The 14,030-nt window shown below is 44.3% G+C and carries 12 protein-coding genes; 2 read left to right on the forward strand and 10 right to left on the reverse strand.

From position 1 onward, the window contains the following. Nucleotides 1-3 precede the first annotated feature (3 nt). From J7E37_RS07155 to motA, 7 genes are all read right to left on the reverse strand, one after another. Nucleotides 4-714, reverse strand: coding sequence for an ABC transporter ATP-binding protein (locus tag J7E37_RS07155; RefSeq protein WP_215023254.1), 711 nt, complete (start codon nucleotides 712-714; stop codon nucleotides 4-6). After that, nucleotides 707-1,525 carry an ABC transporter permease gene (locus J7E37_RS07160; protein ID WP_215023255.1) on the reverse strand — a complete coding sequence of 273 codons (819 nt, stop codon included), beginning with the start codon at nucleotides 1,523-1,525 and terminating at the stop codon, nucleotides 707-709. The genes J7E37_RS07155 and J7E37_RS07160 overlap by 8 nt, the downstream gene beginning before the upstream one ends. Beyond that, a complete protein-coding gene (locus J7E37_RS07165) occupies nucleotides 1,522-1,986 on the reverse strand; it encodes a nitrous oxide reductase accessory protein NosL (RefSeq protein WP_214780347.1) in 465 nt (154 codons plus the stop codon). The genes J7E37_RS07160 and J7E37_RS07165 overlap by 4 nt, the downstream gene beginning before the upstream one ends. Then, nucleotides 1,983-3,329 (reverse strand): nitrous oxide reductase family maturation protein NosD, encoded by a 1,347-nt coding sequence (nosD, locus tag J7E37_RS07170; protein WP_215023256.1) that lies wholly within the window; start codon nucleotides 3,327-3,329, stop codon nucleotides 1,983-1,985. The genes J7E37_RS07165 and nosD overlap by 4 nt, the downstream gene beginning before the upstream one ends. A 615-nt stretch (nucleotides 3,330-3,944) precedes the next feature. Next, nucleotides 3,945-5,162, reverse strand: a complete 1,218-nt coding sequence (locus J7E37_RS07175) for an MDR family MFS transporter (RefSeq protein ID WP_215023257.1) — start codon at nucleotides 5,160-5,162, stop codon at nucleotides 3,945-3,947. 115 nt (nucleotides 5,163-5,277) lie between these two features. Further along, nucleotides 5,278-6,045: a flagellar motor protein MotB gene (gene motB, locus J7E37_RS07180; RefSeq protein WP_215023258.1), complete on the reverse strand. Its 768-nt coding sequence runs from the start codon at nucleotides 6,043-6,045 to the stop codon at nucleotides 5,278-5,280. Further along, complete coding sequence (motA, locus tag J7E37_RS07185; RefSeq protein WP_214780339.1) at nucleotides 6,038-6,832, reverse strand: flagellar motor stator protein MotA; 795 nt, start codon at nucleotides 6,830-6,832, stop codon at nucleotides 6,038-6,040. The genes motB and motA overlap by 8 nt, the downstream gene beginning before the upstream one ends. Before the next feature lie 978 nt (nucleotides 6,833-7,810). On the opposite strand from motA, the gene J7E37_RS22590 reads away from it, so the two are divergent. Beyond that, complete coding sequence (locus tag J7E37_RS22590; RefSeq protein WP_251009547.1) at nucleotides 7,811-8,515, forward strand: methyl-accepting chemotaxis protein; 705 nt, start codon at nucleotides 7,811-7,813, stop codon at nucleotides 8,513-8,515. A 75-nt stretch (nucleotides 8,516-8,590) separates the two neighbouring features. Here the strand turns inward: J7E37_RS22590 and J7E37_RS07195 are convergent, their stop codons facing one another. Continuing rightward, nucleotides 8,591-8,965: a DnaJ family domain-containing protein gene (locus J7E37_RS07195; RefSeq protein ID WP_192469633.1), complete on the reverse strand. Its 375-nt coding sequence runs from the start codon at nucleotides 8,963-8,965 to the stop codon at nucleotides 8,591-8,593. Between the two features lie 179 nt (nucleotides 8,966-9,144). Between J7E37_RS07195 and J7E37_RS07200 the strand changes: the two genes are divergently transcribed. Beyond that, nucleotides 9,145-10,959 (forward strand): solute:sodium symporter family transporter, encoded by a 1,815-nt coding sequence (locus J7E37_RS07200; RefSeq protein ID WP_215023260.1) that lies wholly within the window; start codon nucleotides 9,145-9,147, stop codon nucleotides 10,957-10,959. A 482-nt stretch (nucleotides 10,960-11,441) separates the two neighbouring features. On the opposite strand, the gene cydB is transcribed toward J7E37_RS07200, so the two are convergent. Together cydB and J7E37_RS07210 are read right to left on the reverse strand one after the other, a co-directional pair. Then, a complete protein-coding gene (gene cydB / locus J7E37_RS07205) occupies nucleotides 11,442-12,470 on the reverse strand; it encodes a cytochrome d ubiquinol oxidase subunit II (protein ID WP_215023261.1) in 1,029 nt (342 codons plus the stop codon). Then, a complete protein-coding gene (locus J7E37_RS07210) occupies nucleotides 12,460-13,812 on the reverse strand; it encodes a cytochrome ubiquinol oxidase subunit I (protein ID WP_215023262.1) in 1,353 nt (450 codons plus the stop codon). Before J7E37_RS07210 ends, cydB begins: the two co-directional genes overlap by 11 nt. Between the last annotated feature and the right edge of the window lie 218 nt (nucleotides 13,813-14,030).

Below are 14,030 nucleotides of genomic sequence, written 5' to 3' on the forward strand. Positions count from 1 at the left end.
GAATTAATGAAAGAAGACTTTTTCAAGCGGTGTATAGACACCGTTATTTTCTATAAGTGATTTTACTGAATCACAATACTGAAGCTGCCCCTCCTGCATGAACGCAGCCCGGTCTGCCAATTCCTCAACGAGACTAAGGATGTGGGTAGTAAAAAGAATCGTCCTGCCCTGTTTTTTCTCTTCCAGGATAATTTCCTTGAAGCGGAACACCCACAATGGATCTAGCCCATTGGTTGGTTCGTCGAGGATCCGAAGAGGGACATCCGGCAATAGCACCTGCGCCAGTGAAAGACGTTGCTGCATTCCTTTAGAGTATTGTTTAATCTGCATATTCTTTACTTCAAATAACCCAACCTGCTTAAGAGCTTCCATTACTTTTTCATCACTTATTCCTCTTAACCTAGCAAAAAAGGTCAAAACCTCCAAACCTGTCAGCTGTCGAGGAAAGAGCATTTCATCCGGCATATAAGAAAACAGTTTTTTGAATCCTTGTTTTTGCGGGTCGATTACCTTACCGTCCAACAGAATTTTTCCGGCAGTCGGTTTCATCATCCCTGTAAGCATTTTGATCAACGTACTCTTACCTGCGCCGTTTCCGCCGCATAATGCAAAGATTTCAGGCTTATTGATGGTCAAGTCAATGTCGGTAATCTTTTTCGTCTCACTGTAATGTTTTGCCAGTCCTTCAATCCGCATCCATTCGCTGCTATTCATCACTAACCCCCCGTTTCGTCCTGTACACTGTGTATAGGACAGGCAGTACCGTCCAGAGCAAAACGGCAAGTACAAATAACGTTTTCCCGATCCATCCATCTGCCCAGATTGTTAAATCATATAAGCGCGGGCCGAATACTGATGCTCCCTCCAGCGACAAAATTGACTGGACGCGGATTAGCTCCACCGGATTCAGAAAGATGGAAACAGTAAGCATTGGCAGCAGCCATTGCTTCATCAAGAACATGCTTAATCCCATGATGATAAATTCATAGAAAAGCACAAGGAAAGCCCAGACAATCAGGCTTATCCCCAGTGCCTGGAATCGTGTTTTGGCGATTATGCCAATCATCATTGCCAGCGACAGGAAGGTAGACGCCAACAGGATCGAATACAGATAAAATAATATCAGCAAGGAAACAGAGACTCCCCCGCCGGCGAAGAAGATAACGAGCAAGGCTGCACCATACCCAAACGTCAAAACAGACCAGACGGAAACGAATAATCCTGCATACTTCCCCAGGATAACTGCCCACGGCGAAATCGGGTATGTCAGCAGCAGCATTAGCCCCCGGTCTTCCTTTTCGCCTGACAGGAACAGGCTGCCGATCAGCAAAGACAGCAAGGGAATCAGCAGGAAGTTGATATTCAGCAAGCTTGCTGTCATCCTGTTAAAACCATCAAACCCAGTTCCGCCGATGTTCCCAAGGAAAGCGACCATTACCGCCAGGGATGAGAACAATAAGCCAAAGCCGACAAGCCAATGGCTTCTCATCATCAAGGTCATTTGCTGCCTCGCGATGTGCCTCATTGCTCCCAGCTCCACTCATGTTTCTTTAATGACTCATAATCCAGCACTTCGCCCATTCCCTGTTCCTTAATATATTTTTCAGCGCTCTGTTGATCCTTGAAACTGACAACGCCATTTGCCATTGGTGTCCAGAAATCAGGGTGGTACGCATGGAAGGCTTTTTCCAGCTCGACCCATTCCCCTGTGTCCACATCACGCACATATTGTTTTGCAGCATTTTCTTCCTTGAGATGTTCCTCCATCTCCATGAATTCATCCATACATCCTATATCATCAAATTTATACACTTCACCATCAGCAGTGACGACCTCGGCGGCAAAGTGCTCATGGGCAAGACCCATGTTGCACACCTCACATACATCGATTTCCGGGTTGATTTCCTCCGGCTCCATCTTGCTGTTATTGCAGCCCGATACTACCGCTGCCGACATTATCAAAAAAACTCCAAGCTTTTTGATCATCGCAGTTTCCTTCCTTTCGCAATGACAAATATCGAGAACAAAATAAACAGTATGCCTATAATTCCGGGAATCATCCGGTCTTTGCTGTACTGTTCGATTTCCTGAAGCATGGTAACCGGTTCGACCAGCGGGCGGGCATCATACACATCTGCTGACCCAAATGAAGGAAACAAAGCTTCCGCCTTGGTCCACAGCTTGATCGATGGGCTTTCAAAAAAGAATTGCCAGTAAGGCTGTTTGCGCAAAAGGCGATCGTACAGTGAACCTGCCTTGTATGCTTCTTCTCCCACACCATCACCTGAAAGGTCAAAACTGCTGTAATCATCCCAGTAATTTCCCTTCACTCCATCATCGAGCCTCATATCCTCCCCAGAAATCTTTGATTGGACGACATTTCCGATAAAATTGTTTTCGGAAAACGTGTTATTTTCATTCTTGCCCATGAATTCAAGGCCAACTTGATTGGCAGCAATCTGATTCCTGCTGATCAAGGTATCGACCCCATATTCCAGGGACAGTCCTGTGCTGTTCCGAAGTATTTCATTCCCCTCAACGAGGATATCTTCTGTTTCATAAATCAGGATTCCATAGCCGCGGAAGTGAAAGTGGTCGGTTACCTTGTTTTCAATAAAATCAATGCTGACCGAATCCATTACCATGAGGCCGGTCACATTTTTTTCTACATGGTTTCTTTCTGCCAGTATGCCTTCACTGAACATGAAATGCATGCCATAGCGTGAGTCCTTGATGTGATTCCTTTGCACCTTGATGCCTTTCGTAAAATCAAAATAAATTCCATCCCGAACATTGGAAATCTCATTCTCTATCAGTAAATGGCCTCCACCCTTAAACATATGGATTCCGTTCCCGCGCTTAGAGAAATGAGATTCATTGCTTGCAATCCTATTTCCATGCAGCTTGTTTTCATTGCTGTTCGCTATATAAATTCCATTCTGGACATTTTTCAATGTATTGTTCTTGATCACATTATAATGGGCTTTTTTAATGTAGATCCCGCTGTCTTCCTGACCAGTACCGCTATTCTGGATCGTGAGTCCCTCAAGGACCACATTTGAAACTGTGACCATAATGACATTCCCTTTTCCACCGCCATCAATTACGGTTCCTTCTTCTCCTTTTATGGAGATTTCCTTTGTGATCATCACATTTTCTTTAAATAATCCAGAAGAGACAAAGATGGTATCTCCATTTTCGGCACCTTCGACGGCACTCTGGATCGATTGGCCGCTCTCCACTTTGAACTCATCGGCAAAGGCATTAACAGGGACGAGTAAAAGAAGCAAAAAGATAAAGATTGCAAATGGCTTTTTCAGCTTCCGCATACAGCTGCCTCCTCCCGGCTTTATTCTCTTTTTAAAACTAGCAAATAAATGTGATGAAACCTTGAAATATTTGTTGGGAATCGTTGAAGTTAATGATGTGAATTACTGTGAAAATAGGGGTTAATTCGTTAAAATTTTTAAGTTTTCAGAATAATTAAAAGTATTTGTGTCTATTTTGTGACAAATAAAATATAATGTTATTAATATGTAAACCTTATTAAGGTTAAGGGAGGACTTGGACATGACAATTGTTCATATTTTAAACTTCTCCATTCCGATTGCGATGATGCTCGTGATCGGTGTCTGTATCGATAAAATGTGCCAGCCGGATACACCGGAACAGGAAGCCGAGTAATGATGGCGGCTTTTTTTAACAGAAAGATGGTATTTAAGAATGTAATTACCATTTCGCTATAAAAAAGAATTTCTCGCTATATAAATGAAAAAGTCGCTATAAAAAAGAATTTTCAGCTATATAAATTAATTTTTTGCTATAAAAAAATTCCCCGTTAAAAAAGCCACCCTTTCAACGTAATTTTCGAGGCAATAATGCCTTATATTCAGGCTAATCTGCACAAAAAAAAGCAAGATTCCTTGTGGAATCTTGCTTTTTTATCATCCCTTAACGACTGTTGCTGCTGTTTTTACGAATATCTTGTTCCCCTGAATGAAAAAGATGATACTTCCGAGCACTGCAAGGGCGATGAACGAGAATAAAACCGTTCCTCCTGCTTCATTCAATAAATAACCTCCCGCAATCGGACCGAGGAAATGGCCGATTCTCCGGAACTGCGCTGCCCCGAAATAGGTTCCCCGAAGTTCATCTGTTGCAAGCTGATCGACAAGATAACTGCTTGAGGGGAAGATCAAGATTTCCCCTATTGTGATGAAGACAATCGCCAATATGCCTGTATACCAACCTGTTACAAACCCGAATGCCAGCATGCCCGCTGACAGGAAGACTGCACCGGCCATCATGACCTGCATCGTTTTGAACCTTTCTGCAAAGTGGCTGATCGGCATCTGCAGCAAGACGACCATGACAGCATTGATGGACAACATCACTGAATATACGAAAACTCCATTAGCAATTGTTGATTCAAGATACTGCGGGACATTTGATTCCATTTGGGAATATCCAAAATTAATGACGATTGTTCCTAAAATCAAGTACCTTAATGCCTTATCTTTGCTAATTATTTTCAGGGAGCTGGCGATCGTTACTTTAGAGACTGTTTGACTTGCTGGATTCCCCAAATTGTATTTCTTCATCATCAGTGCCAGAATCAGTACATATATGAAATACATGATCCCTGTTACCATGAAAGCCGATTTTGCTGAAACCACCGCGAGATAGGCACCGAGCAACGGGCCAACCGAAGCTCCGATATTGATCGCCGTATACCTTAGAGAGAACGCTCTCATTCGCTTGCTTTTTTCAGTCAGATCGGCAATCAGCGCCTGGCCGGTTGGTTCGAAAAATGACCCGCTTAAACCATTCAGCGCATTAAGAATAATGAACCATCCCGGGGTCTCGGCGATCATAAAGCCGAAATAGACGAGCGACATCGAAAACAATGAACCGATCATGACTGGCTTGCGTCCAAATCGGTCAGATAAATGTCCGCCCAGGAAACCGCCGACCACGCCTGATAATGGGCTAATCCCAATCGTGATCCCTATTAATACTGGATGCAAATCAAGATTCCTGGATAAGTAAATGGCCAGGAAAGGAAGCGTCGCAAACGCTGAACCCCTTGCAAGAACAGTCCCGCTTAGCAGAACCCATACAATCGGATGGAATTGCCGGTAATAGTTTTTAAGTTTATTCATTTTTGGTTTACCTCGTAATTTCAGATTCCTAAATCATAGCAAATAACCAAATTTATGAAAATACCTTTTGTAAAATAAAAACCGCCGCCAAATAACATGGCAGCGGTTCCTGATCTTATTGTCCCGGATTATTGCTTGTCCTTGGTAGGATTAAAATTTCTACCCGTCTGTTCCTTGCTTTGCCTTCGACGGTATCATTCGCAGCCACTGGCTGGAATTCACCGAAACCCTTGGCGCTGAACCAGCGCGGGTCAAGTTGTTCATTTTTCAAGATGATCTTCATGAATTCGACGGCACGCATGACGCTGAGTTCCCAGTTTGATTCATATCTGGCGGTCCTGATTGGCACATTGTCAGTGTGGCCGCTGATTATGATGTTCCGCGGCGGCTCCATTACCAGCAAGTTCGCAATTTCATTTGCAATATTCATATCTGACGTACGGACATCCGCCCGTCCTGATTCAAACAGGACATTGTCACGGATTGTCAGCAGCAGTCCCTCGTCCGTCAGCTTCGTATCCAATTTATCTGTCAGCCTTTTCTCTTTTATATAAGAGTTGACCTTCTGCTGGATGGCCAGAAGCTCCATTTGATCCTTGGCGATATCATCCTGGTCATTCTTTTCGACATCTTCCTTGCGTACGTCAGGCGATTCCATTTGGCCTTCCGGCATTGGACTCTGGAATTCGAATACTCCAGTACCCCCGGCAAAAACATCATTGAAGGCCTTCGACAGCTGCTGGAACTTAGTGGCATCGACCGAGCTCATCGCAAATAGAACAATGAACAATGCGAGCAGGAGAGTGAGCAGATCGGCATACGGGATCAGCCAGGACTCATCCATATGCTCCTCATGATGCTTCTTCTTCCTTTTCCTACTCATCCTTCGCCACGCTGCTTTCTTCGAGGATCATTTTCCGTTCGCCAGCTGGCAGATAGGAGGCAAGCTTCTGCTCAATTACCCTTGGTGCTTCACCTTCAAGGATTGAAAGAATTCCCTCAATCATCATGTATTTCACTTGTGCTTCCTGTTTTGATTTACGCTTCAGTTTATTGGCGAATGGATGCCATAGAACGTAACCAGTGAAAATCCCCAATAGTGTCGCCACGAAAGCAGCACTGATCGCTCTGCCAAGCTCATCGGTATTGTCCATATGGCTCAGCGCCGCAATCAAACCCACTACTGCACCAAGAACTCCCAATGTCGGAGCATATGTTCCAGCCTGGGTGAAAATGGCCGCTCCTGAGAGGTGGCGTTCTTCCATCGCTTCAACTTCTTCTGTTAAAACGTCCCTGATATAATCAGCGCTCTGGCCATCTACCGCAAGCGAAAGCCCATTCTTTAGAAACTCATCATCGATTTCACTTGTTTTCGCTTCAAGTGCAAGCAAGCCTTCTTTTCGGGCTAGCTGGGCCCATTCAGAAAATAAACGGATCAATGAAGGTAAATCCGCACTTTCCTGTTCCTTGAATAAAATCTTGAAAAGCTTGGGGACTTTCTTCAGTTCTTTTGCAGGAAAGGCAATTGTCACCGCTGCAACAGTACCCACCAATATAATTAAGATCGCTGCCGGATTGGCAAGGGCACTCGGACTAACCCCTTTGAACACCATCCCGACTCCTACCGCAATGATCGCTAATATGACACCAATGATCGACGACTTATCCATGTACGACTCCCCTGTCTGCTTTACTTCTATTTCTGTCTTTAGGTCTTCCAACAGTCATAAATATCTCTTTTTATTTCGACATATTTTAAAAAATCTTAAGTGATGGCCCGTAAAAATAATTTTTCATGAACAATAAAGATTCAGATTTCTTATGCCGATATAGTATAAGTAAGAACTAAGAACATCTAAGGAGGATTTTACGTGGAGGCTATTCAAAATCTCCGCAGGCAGGATACGAGAAAGAAAAACATCTTGATGCTCAGCACTTATTCGGTATCCTTGATTGCGACATCTGCATACACCCTCATTGAAAAAGAACCGATTTTGAAAACGATGGTTTATGTAAGCGAATTAACATTTTTTGTACTGTTTTTCCTGATATTCCAGCTATGGCTTAAGAAGGAGTCCTTGTTCCCTTATGCTGCTTTTGCGGCAATCTTCATTCATCATTACTTTTATATCGGAATGTTCGGAGGCAATGGGGGATTTTTGCTCGTCCTGCTATTCCTGGCGGTCTTTTCGGCCATCCATTTTGAAATAAAGATCTTTGTTACCGGATACACCCTCGGGCTGGTGGGAGTCGTATTGAACACGTTGCTGGCCACAGAAAACCAGGACTTTTTAAGCAGCACATTCACAGCGATTCTCCTTTGCTATATTTTGCTTGGCGCAGTGCTGTTCGTCTTGATCCGTTTAAATGGAAATGCCTTTAAATCACTGGAAGCTTTTCTTGCGGAATCTGAAAATGAAAAAGTCCGCAAAGAGCAGCATAGTGCCCTTCTGCATGGTGAGCTGCTCGTCGTGACGGAGAGTCTCGGTAAAATAAATGGACAAATCCAGACCCATCTGTCTTCGCAAACAGAAATGAAAATCGCTGTAAATGAAATTTCTGCCGGAAGCCAGGTTCAGACTGAACAGATCAACCAAATCTCCGAAAATGCAGAACTGACAAAGCAAAGAATGGATGAAATGTCCGATATGTCCGTCCTGCTCTCTGACAATACTTTGCAGGCTGCAAAAGCATCCGAGAGCGGCTCCGTTAAACTCACCGAGCTCCAGGGCGACATGAAGGAGCTGGCTGCTTCAATTTCCGAACTCAGCCAGACATTCTCCATGCTCACGAAGAAGATTGAAGAAACGAACGGGTTCATCGTCAACATCCGCAACATCACAGAGCAAACAAATCTGCTTGCGCTCAATGCCTCGATTGAAGCTGCACGCGCCGGTGAGGCAGGCAAAGGCTTCTCAGTTGTTGCCAATGAGATACGCAAGCTTGCGGAAATGACAAAAGAAACAGCAATCCAAATTACCGAGAACCTTACTTCTGTTAATGAAACAAACTCAGCAGCTCTGGAGAAAATGAACGACAGCAGTGAAAAGCTGGCAGAGAGCCGTTCCGCAGTCGGAGAGGTTTCCGGTTTCTTCACGGAAGTCAGCAGCACCCTTCGTGAACTGACGAACCAATTCAGCCAATTCGAATTGACTGTCAGTGATGTTAAAAATCAGACAGGCGGTGTTGAAGCCTCAACACGTGAGCTGGCGGCCATCATTGAGCAGGCAACAGCAGGCCTGGAAGAAATGAACGCAACGATTGAAACATTGAATGACGATAATGAGACAATCGCAGCATACGTCAGCCAAACAGCAGCAGCTGCTGAAAAAATCAAAACACTCGGAGCGTAAGCAAATCCGTAGTTGATTGAAACATCTTAATAACAGAAGGGCCAGGCTGGAGTTTTCTCCGCCTGGCCCTTTATTTTATAACAGCTTCTTTTCAATTTTCCGTTCGTAATTTTTAAATAGAGAGGAATTTGTTTTAGCTCCCCTGCTGGACATGATTTTATTGTACCTTAGGAGCTTCTGACTAAGTTCCTGGTTCAGTCTGTCTTTTTCTTCTGGATTTTCACATGTACGAATCAAATCCTCGATGGACATCACTTCCTGCCTGAGCCTCTGTTCTTCTGGAGAAAAACCTGCATTTTTCAGCATCTTGTAGGCCATTCTCAGGTCCTCTGGCACGGCTGACATATCTTCTAGATTCAAAGGCTTTCCGTAGCCAGGCAAATTTTCAAACTCTCCATCTTTGTATGCACGCTTGATTCGATCCTCCGACACCACCATTGAAAAATCCATCTGAACCACTCCAGTCGTCCATTTTTAGTATTTCTCCTATTATTATATTATTTTAATCCAGTATTTTCTAATTTAAATATTTGGTAAAAGAGATGATTTTATCACACTAAAGGTTTAAAGAGTTAGCAAGCAGGTTATTTAGTATGTAAAATAATTACACATCAAGGGGTGTCGACAAGATGTTTTTTGGGGGTATAGGATTTACTCTTATTTCAGCAGCCTTTTTCATGGGGCTCGTCGCGTGGTATTCGTATGTAAAGACAAAAGGAGAAGTCAGCGATTCAGCTGGATATTTTCTAGCCGGCCGCGGGTTGACCGGCGGCTTTATTGCAGGTTCTCTCCTGCTCACCAACCTTTCGGCAGAACAGTTGGTAGGCCTGAATGGACAAGCCTACCGTACCAATCTTTCCAACATGGCATGGGAAGTGACAGCTGCTTTTGCCATCATCATCATGGCCATCTATTTGCTGCCAAAGTATCTTCGCGGCAATTTCACAACGCTGCCTGAATTTTTGAGCAAACGATATGATGAAGGTGTCAGGCAGTACACGGTTCTTCTCTTTATGCTTGGATACATTCTTGTTACCGCGCCTTCGATGCTCTATTCAGGTGCACTTGCCGTATTGCAGCTTTTCAACTTTCCAGAGCTGTTCGGCATCTCGTATGAAGCATCTGTCTGGATTGTCATCTGGCTCATAGGAATCATCGGGGCCATCTATGCGATTTTCGGCGGACTGAAAGCTGTTGCGATTTCGGATACATTGAATGGGATTGGCTTGATTATCATTGGCCTTCTTGTCCCAATACTGGGCCTGATCGCACTAGGCGATGGCAATATTGGGGACGGGATGAAACAAATCGCTACTACGAACCCTGAAAAAATGAATTCAATTGGGACAAAGCAAGATTCCGTTCCATTCGGCACCATTTTTACCGGGATGATTTTCGCTAACTTATTCTACTGGGCTTCAAACCAATATGTCATCCAGCGTACCCTTGGGGCGAAAAACCTGGCAGAAGGCCAAAAAGGCGTTTTGATTTCCGGATTCTATAAACTGCTAGTGCCGCTGACGATGATGATTCCCGGCGTCATTGCCTTCCATATGTACGGAGATGGGCTGAAGTCAGTTGACCTGGCTTATCCAGCGTTGATTTCCGATGTATTGCCAACCTGGATGTCCGGCTTCTTTCTGGCTGTCCTGCTTGGCGCAGTACTAAGCTCATTCAACTCATTATTGAATAGCGCAGCAACGATGTTCGCGCTTGATATTTATAAAGCACGCTTTAACCCTGAAGCAGATGACCGCAAAATAATATCGGTAAGTAAAATAGCTGGGACACTGCTGGCTGTCGTATCATTATGTATCGCCCCGATGCTGATGAACGCACCCGAAGGATTATGGGATTTAATCAGAAGGTTCACAGGCTTTTTCAATATTCCAATCATCGTCATCTTGCTTGTCGGGATTTTCACAAAACGAGTACCTGCACTTGCAGCTAAAGTCGTGATCATCTTCCACGTGATCACTTACTATATGCTCGTTTGGGGTACGCAGCATCTATTCGATTTTGCTGTACCGATTCATTTTATCCACATTTACGCAATCTTGTTTGTAGTCGAAGTGGCAATCATGATCGCCATCGGAAAATGGAAACCAACAGCAAAGCCATATACTTTCCACTCCGAGGCAGCAGTCGACATGGTACCATGGAAGTACTCGTTGCCTGTATCTGTTGTCCTGCTGGCGCTCGTTGCCATCATCTACGTCGTCTTCTCGCCAATTGGATTAGCGTACGATGGAGGTTATGTTTCTTCAGCATTTTGGCCAATCATCACTGGGATACTTGCGATTACAGTCTTACTATCTTATCTGGCAATCAAAAAATGGAACAAAGCCTATGCCGGTTATCTCTTTACAGAAAATCCGGTTAAAGCAAACAAGGAAAAAACATTGGATAGAACCAAGCTTAAACCGACCACAACAGAATATTAATTTGTATTTTGAGACCTATCATTGTACTGGTAGGTCTCTTTTATTTAAATCTAATCAGGCTCGGATTACTCCCAGGGAGAATGGTTAATAGACATTTCGTAGCCTTTCCTTACCTGAAATGTCCATTAAACCTCTTTTATTAGACATTTTGCTGCTGCTCCTTGCCAAAAATGTCCATTAAACCCCTTTTATTAGACATTTTACTGCTACTCCTTGCCTGAAATGTCCATTAAACCCCTTTTATTAGACATTTTGAGGCTGCTCTTTGCTGGAAATGCCCATTAAACCCCTTTTATTAGACATTTTGCTGCTGCTCTTTGCTGGAAATGTCTATTAAATCCTTTCCAATAGACATTTTAAGATTTCGATGCTCCGGAAATGTCTATTATCCACTTTTGCCCTCTTGAAACTCTACCTGCTGGACAAGCATTAAAGCAATTCCCCACATAATCAAAGGCGTCTGGTCACCCAGACGCCTTTCCTTATTGATATCCCTTTGCGCTTTCCTTTAATATTTTATCCTTGAAAAGTGTGTAGCTCCAGGACTGGTAGGCAATGATAATTGGCACGAAAATGACTGCAACGACGAACATAATGGTCAGGTTGAGCTTGCTGCCTGCAGCATCAAAAAGTGTCACGCTGTAGGCATTGTCTATTCTTGATGGCAGCATGTTCGGGAACATCCCTACGAAGCCGAAGGCCATTTTTGTGAAAATCGTCAAGCAGACAGCGGTAAAGGCATAGCCGATTTTCTTTTTAAAAATAAAGTAGACTGCCACGAGCATCGCAGCCAGTGCGATTACCGGCACAGTCCAGAGGATCGGTTGCTGTGAGTAATTATCCAGCAATGGCGTCCTGTTCACTGTCGCCAGAAAGAACAGCGACAGCATCGCCGGAGCCATGCCAGCCATTATCCGTGATATTTTGTATGCTCGGACTGCGGTTTGCCCTGCTGTCTTCAGCTGAATCCATAATGAACCAGACAGAAGGAACAATGAGACAAACAGCAATCCTCCCAAAATGCCATAACCATTCAACAAGCTGAACAAATTGCCTTCATAGCCATTGGCACCGATCAATAATCCACGGTACAGATTGGCGAAGGTGACACCGAATAAGAAGGCGATCAAAAAGCTGCCGGTGAAGAAGCCCCATTTACACGCTGCCTGCCATAGCGGGTTGTCGTCCTTATGCATGAATTCAAGTCCGATGGCCCGAATGAACAAAGCAATCAGCACCAGGAACAACGGCGTATACAAAAAGCTGAACATGTCCGCGTAGACAGCCGGGAAGGCCGCAAATGTCGCTCCTCCAGCTGTTATCAGCCAGACCTCATTCCCGCCCCAGAAAGGTCCGACCGCCTCCTGGAGCTGGTTACGCTCCTGGCGGTTTTTAGCGATGAACGGGAACAGCATCCCGGTCCCAAGGGTGTATCCATCGAGGATAAAATAAACCGTCCAAATCAATCCCCACAAACCGAACCAAATGATTGCAAGTGTATCATGAGACATGTTTCACGCCTCCTCCAAGGCCATATTTAACCTCTGATTCCGGACCTTTTTTCGCATATTTGATGATCAAATAGACATCTGCTATCAATAAAACTGTGTAAAAAATGACGAGAGCTGCCAAGGAGAAGATCACCTGGGACAACGCGATTGGCGACACACCCTCAGATGTCTTCATCAATCCGTACACAACCCATGGCTGTCGTCCCGCCTCTGCTACCATCCAGCCGGCATTAATCGCCAGATACGGCAGCAGTACAGAATATAGGACCAGTTTCAAGTATTTTGGTGAGTTCTCCAGTTTGTTTTTCCGATAAAGGTACAAGCCGTACCAGGAAACAGCCAGGAAAAAGACTCCTAGAGCGACCATTACCCTGAACGCGTAAAAGACCAGTTCCACGTTAGGCCGTTCATCCTTGGGAATGTCTTTCAAACCAGTGACTTTCCCATCAAAGGAGTTGGTGTAGAAGAAGCTGCCCAATTTCGGAATGCTGATTGCCTCAAAAGCATTGCGCTCGTTTTCCTGATCGGGAATCTGGATAAGATGGAATGGCATGTCCTTTTGTGTCTCCCAGACTGCCTCCATAGCCGCTCCTTTTGCCGGCTGCATTTTAGCAGCGAAAACACCGGACTGGTGCCCGATGATTGGTGTGAGAGTCGCAGAAAACAAGGCCATGGCAAGACCGTACTTGAATGACTTTTTATAAAATGCCGTTTCGTTTTTCCTGAGCAGGTGGTAAGCACTGATGGCCATCATGAAAAACGCCCCCACAATATAGGCACTTACAACAGTATGTACGAACATATACCAGGCATAAGGATTAGTGACGAGCTCCCTGAAGCTGTTCAATTCGACTCGGCCATTGTTAAGAACATAGCCGACCGGGTTTTGCATGAAGCCATTGGCAGTAATGATCCAGAGAGCAGAAATATTCGTACCGAGAGCGACCATCCAGATCGAAAATGCCCGCAGTTTTGGTGAAAACTTATCTTTTCCGAACAGCCAGATGCCCATGAAGGTGGATTCAAGGAAAAAGGCGACCAGAGCTTCAATCGCGAGCGGCGACCCGAAAATATCGCCCATATACTTCGAGTATTCGGACCAGTTCGTGCCAAATTGAAATTCCATCGTAATGCCGGTAATCACACCAAGCACAAAGTTGATCGCGAACAGTTTTCCCCAATAATCAGCCATTCGCTTATACGTCTGGTCCAGGGTGCGTGCATACTTTGTCTCCATGATGGCAACGAGAATGACTAAACCAATCGTTAATGGGACAAATAAAAAATGATAAAAAACAGTCACAGCAAACTGGATCCGGCTTAATATCAGGACCTCATCCATCTTTGATACCTCCCTATTTATTATTTGTGAAATTTTTAACATAATCTCAATTCTATTTTAAAAAAACTTTGTGAGTGATATCGGAGATTTTTGTTGAGAATTTGTGACATTTTTATCCATCAATTGTGATGCTGGTCACAGACAAACAAGAATAACGTATCGCCTTGGTCAGTCACGACAAGCGCTGGAGCTTGACATAAAAACAGGCCCTGATTATC

Origin of the sequence: Bacillus sp. ISL-39, from assembly GCF_018613295.1 — a bacterium.
Taxonomy (GTDB): domain Bacteria; phylum Bacillota; class Bacilli; order Bacillales; family Cytobacillaceae; genus Mesobacillus.

Bases quoted from the DNA above. Each gene is read 5' to 3' on its own strand.
- J7E37_RS07155 (WP_215023254.1), bottom strand. From the start codon at position 714: ATGAATAGCAGCGAATGGATGCGGATTGAAGGACTGGCAAAACATTAC.
- J7E37_RS07160 (WP_215023255.1), bottom strand. From the start codon at position 1,525: ATGAGGCACATCGCGAGGCAGCAAATGACCTTGATGATGAGAAGCCAT.
- J7E37_RS07165 (WP_214780347.1), bottom strand. From the start codon at position 1,986: ATGATCAAAAAGCTTGGAGTTTTTTTGATAATGTCGGCAGCGGTAGTA.
- nosD (WP_215023256.1), bottom strand. From the start codon at position 3,329: ATGCGGAAGCTGAAAAAGCCATTTGCAATCTTTATCTTTTTGCTTCTT.
- J7E37_RS07175 (WP_215023257.1), bottom strand. From the start codon at position 5,162: ATGAATAAACTTAAAAACTATTACCGGCAATTCCATCCGATTGTATGG.
- motB (WP_215023258.1), bottom strand. From the start codon at position 6,045: ATGAGTAGGAAAAGGAAGAAGAAGCATCATGAGGAGCATATGGATGAG.
- motA (WP_214780339.1), bottom strand. From the start codon at position 6,832: ATGGATAAGTCGTCGATCATTGGTGTCATATTAGCGATCATTGCGGTA.
- J7E37_RS22590 (WP_251009547.1), top strand. From the start codon at position 7,811: ATGTCCGTCCTGCTCTCTGACAATACTTTGCAGGCTGCAAAAGCATCC.
- J7E37_RS07195 (WP_192469633.1), bottom strand. From the start codon at position 8,965: ATGGATTTTTCAATGGTGGTGTCGGAGGATCGAATCAAGCGTGCATAC.
- J7E37_RS07200 (WP_215023260.1), top strand. From the start codon at position 9,145: ATGTTTTTTGGGGGTATAGGATTTACTCTTATTTCAGCAGCCTTTTTC.
- cydB (WP_215023261.1), bottom strand. From the start codon at position 12,470: ATGTCTCATGATACACTTGCAATCATTTGGTTCGGTTTGTGGGGATTG.
- J7E37_RS07210 (WP_215023262.1), bottom strand. From the start codon at position 13,812: ATGGATGAGGTCCTGATATTAAGCCGGATCCAGTTTGCTGTGACTGTT.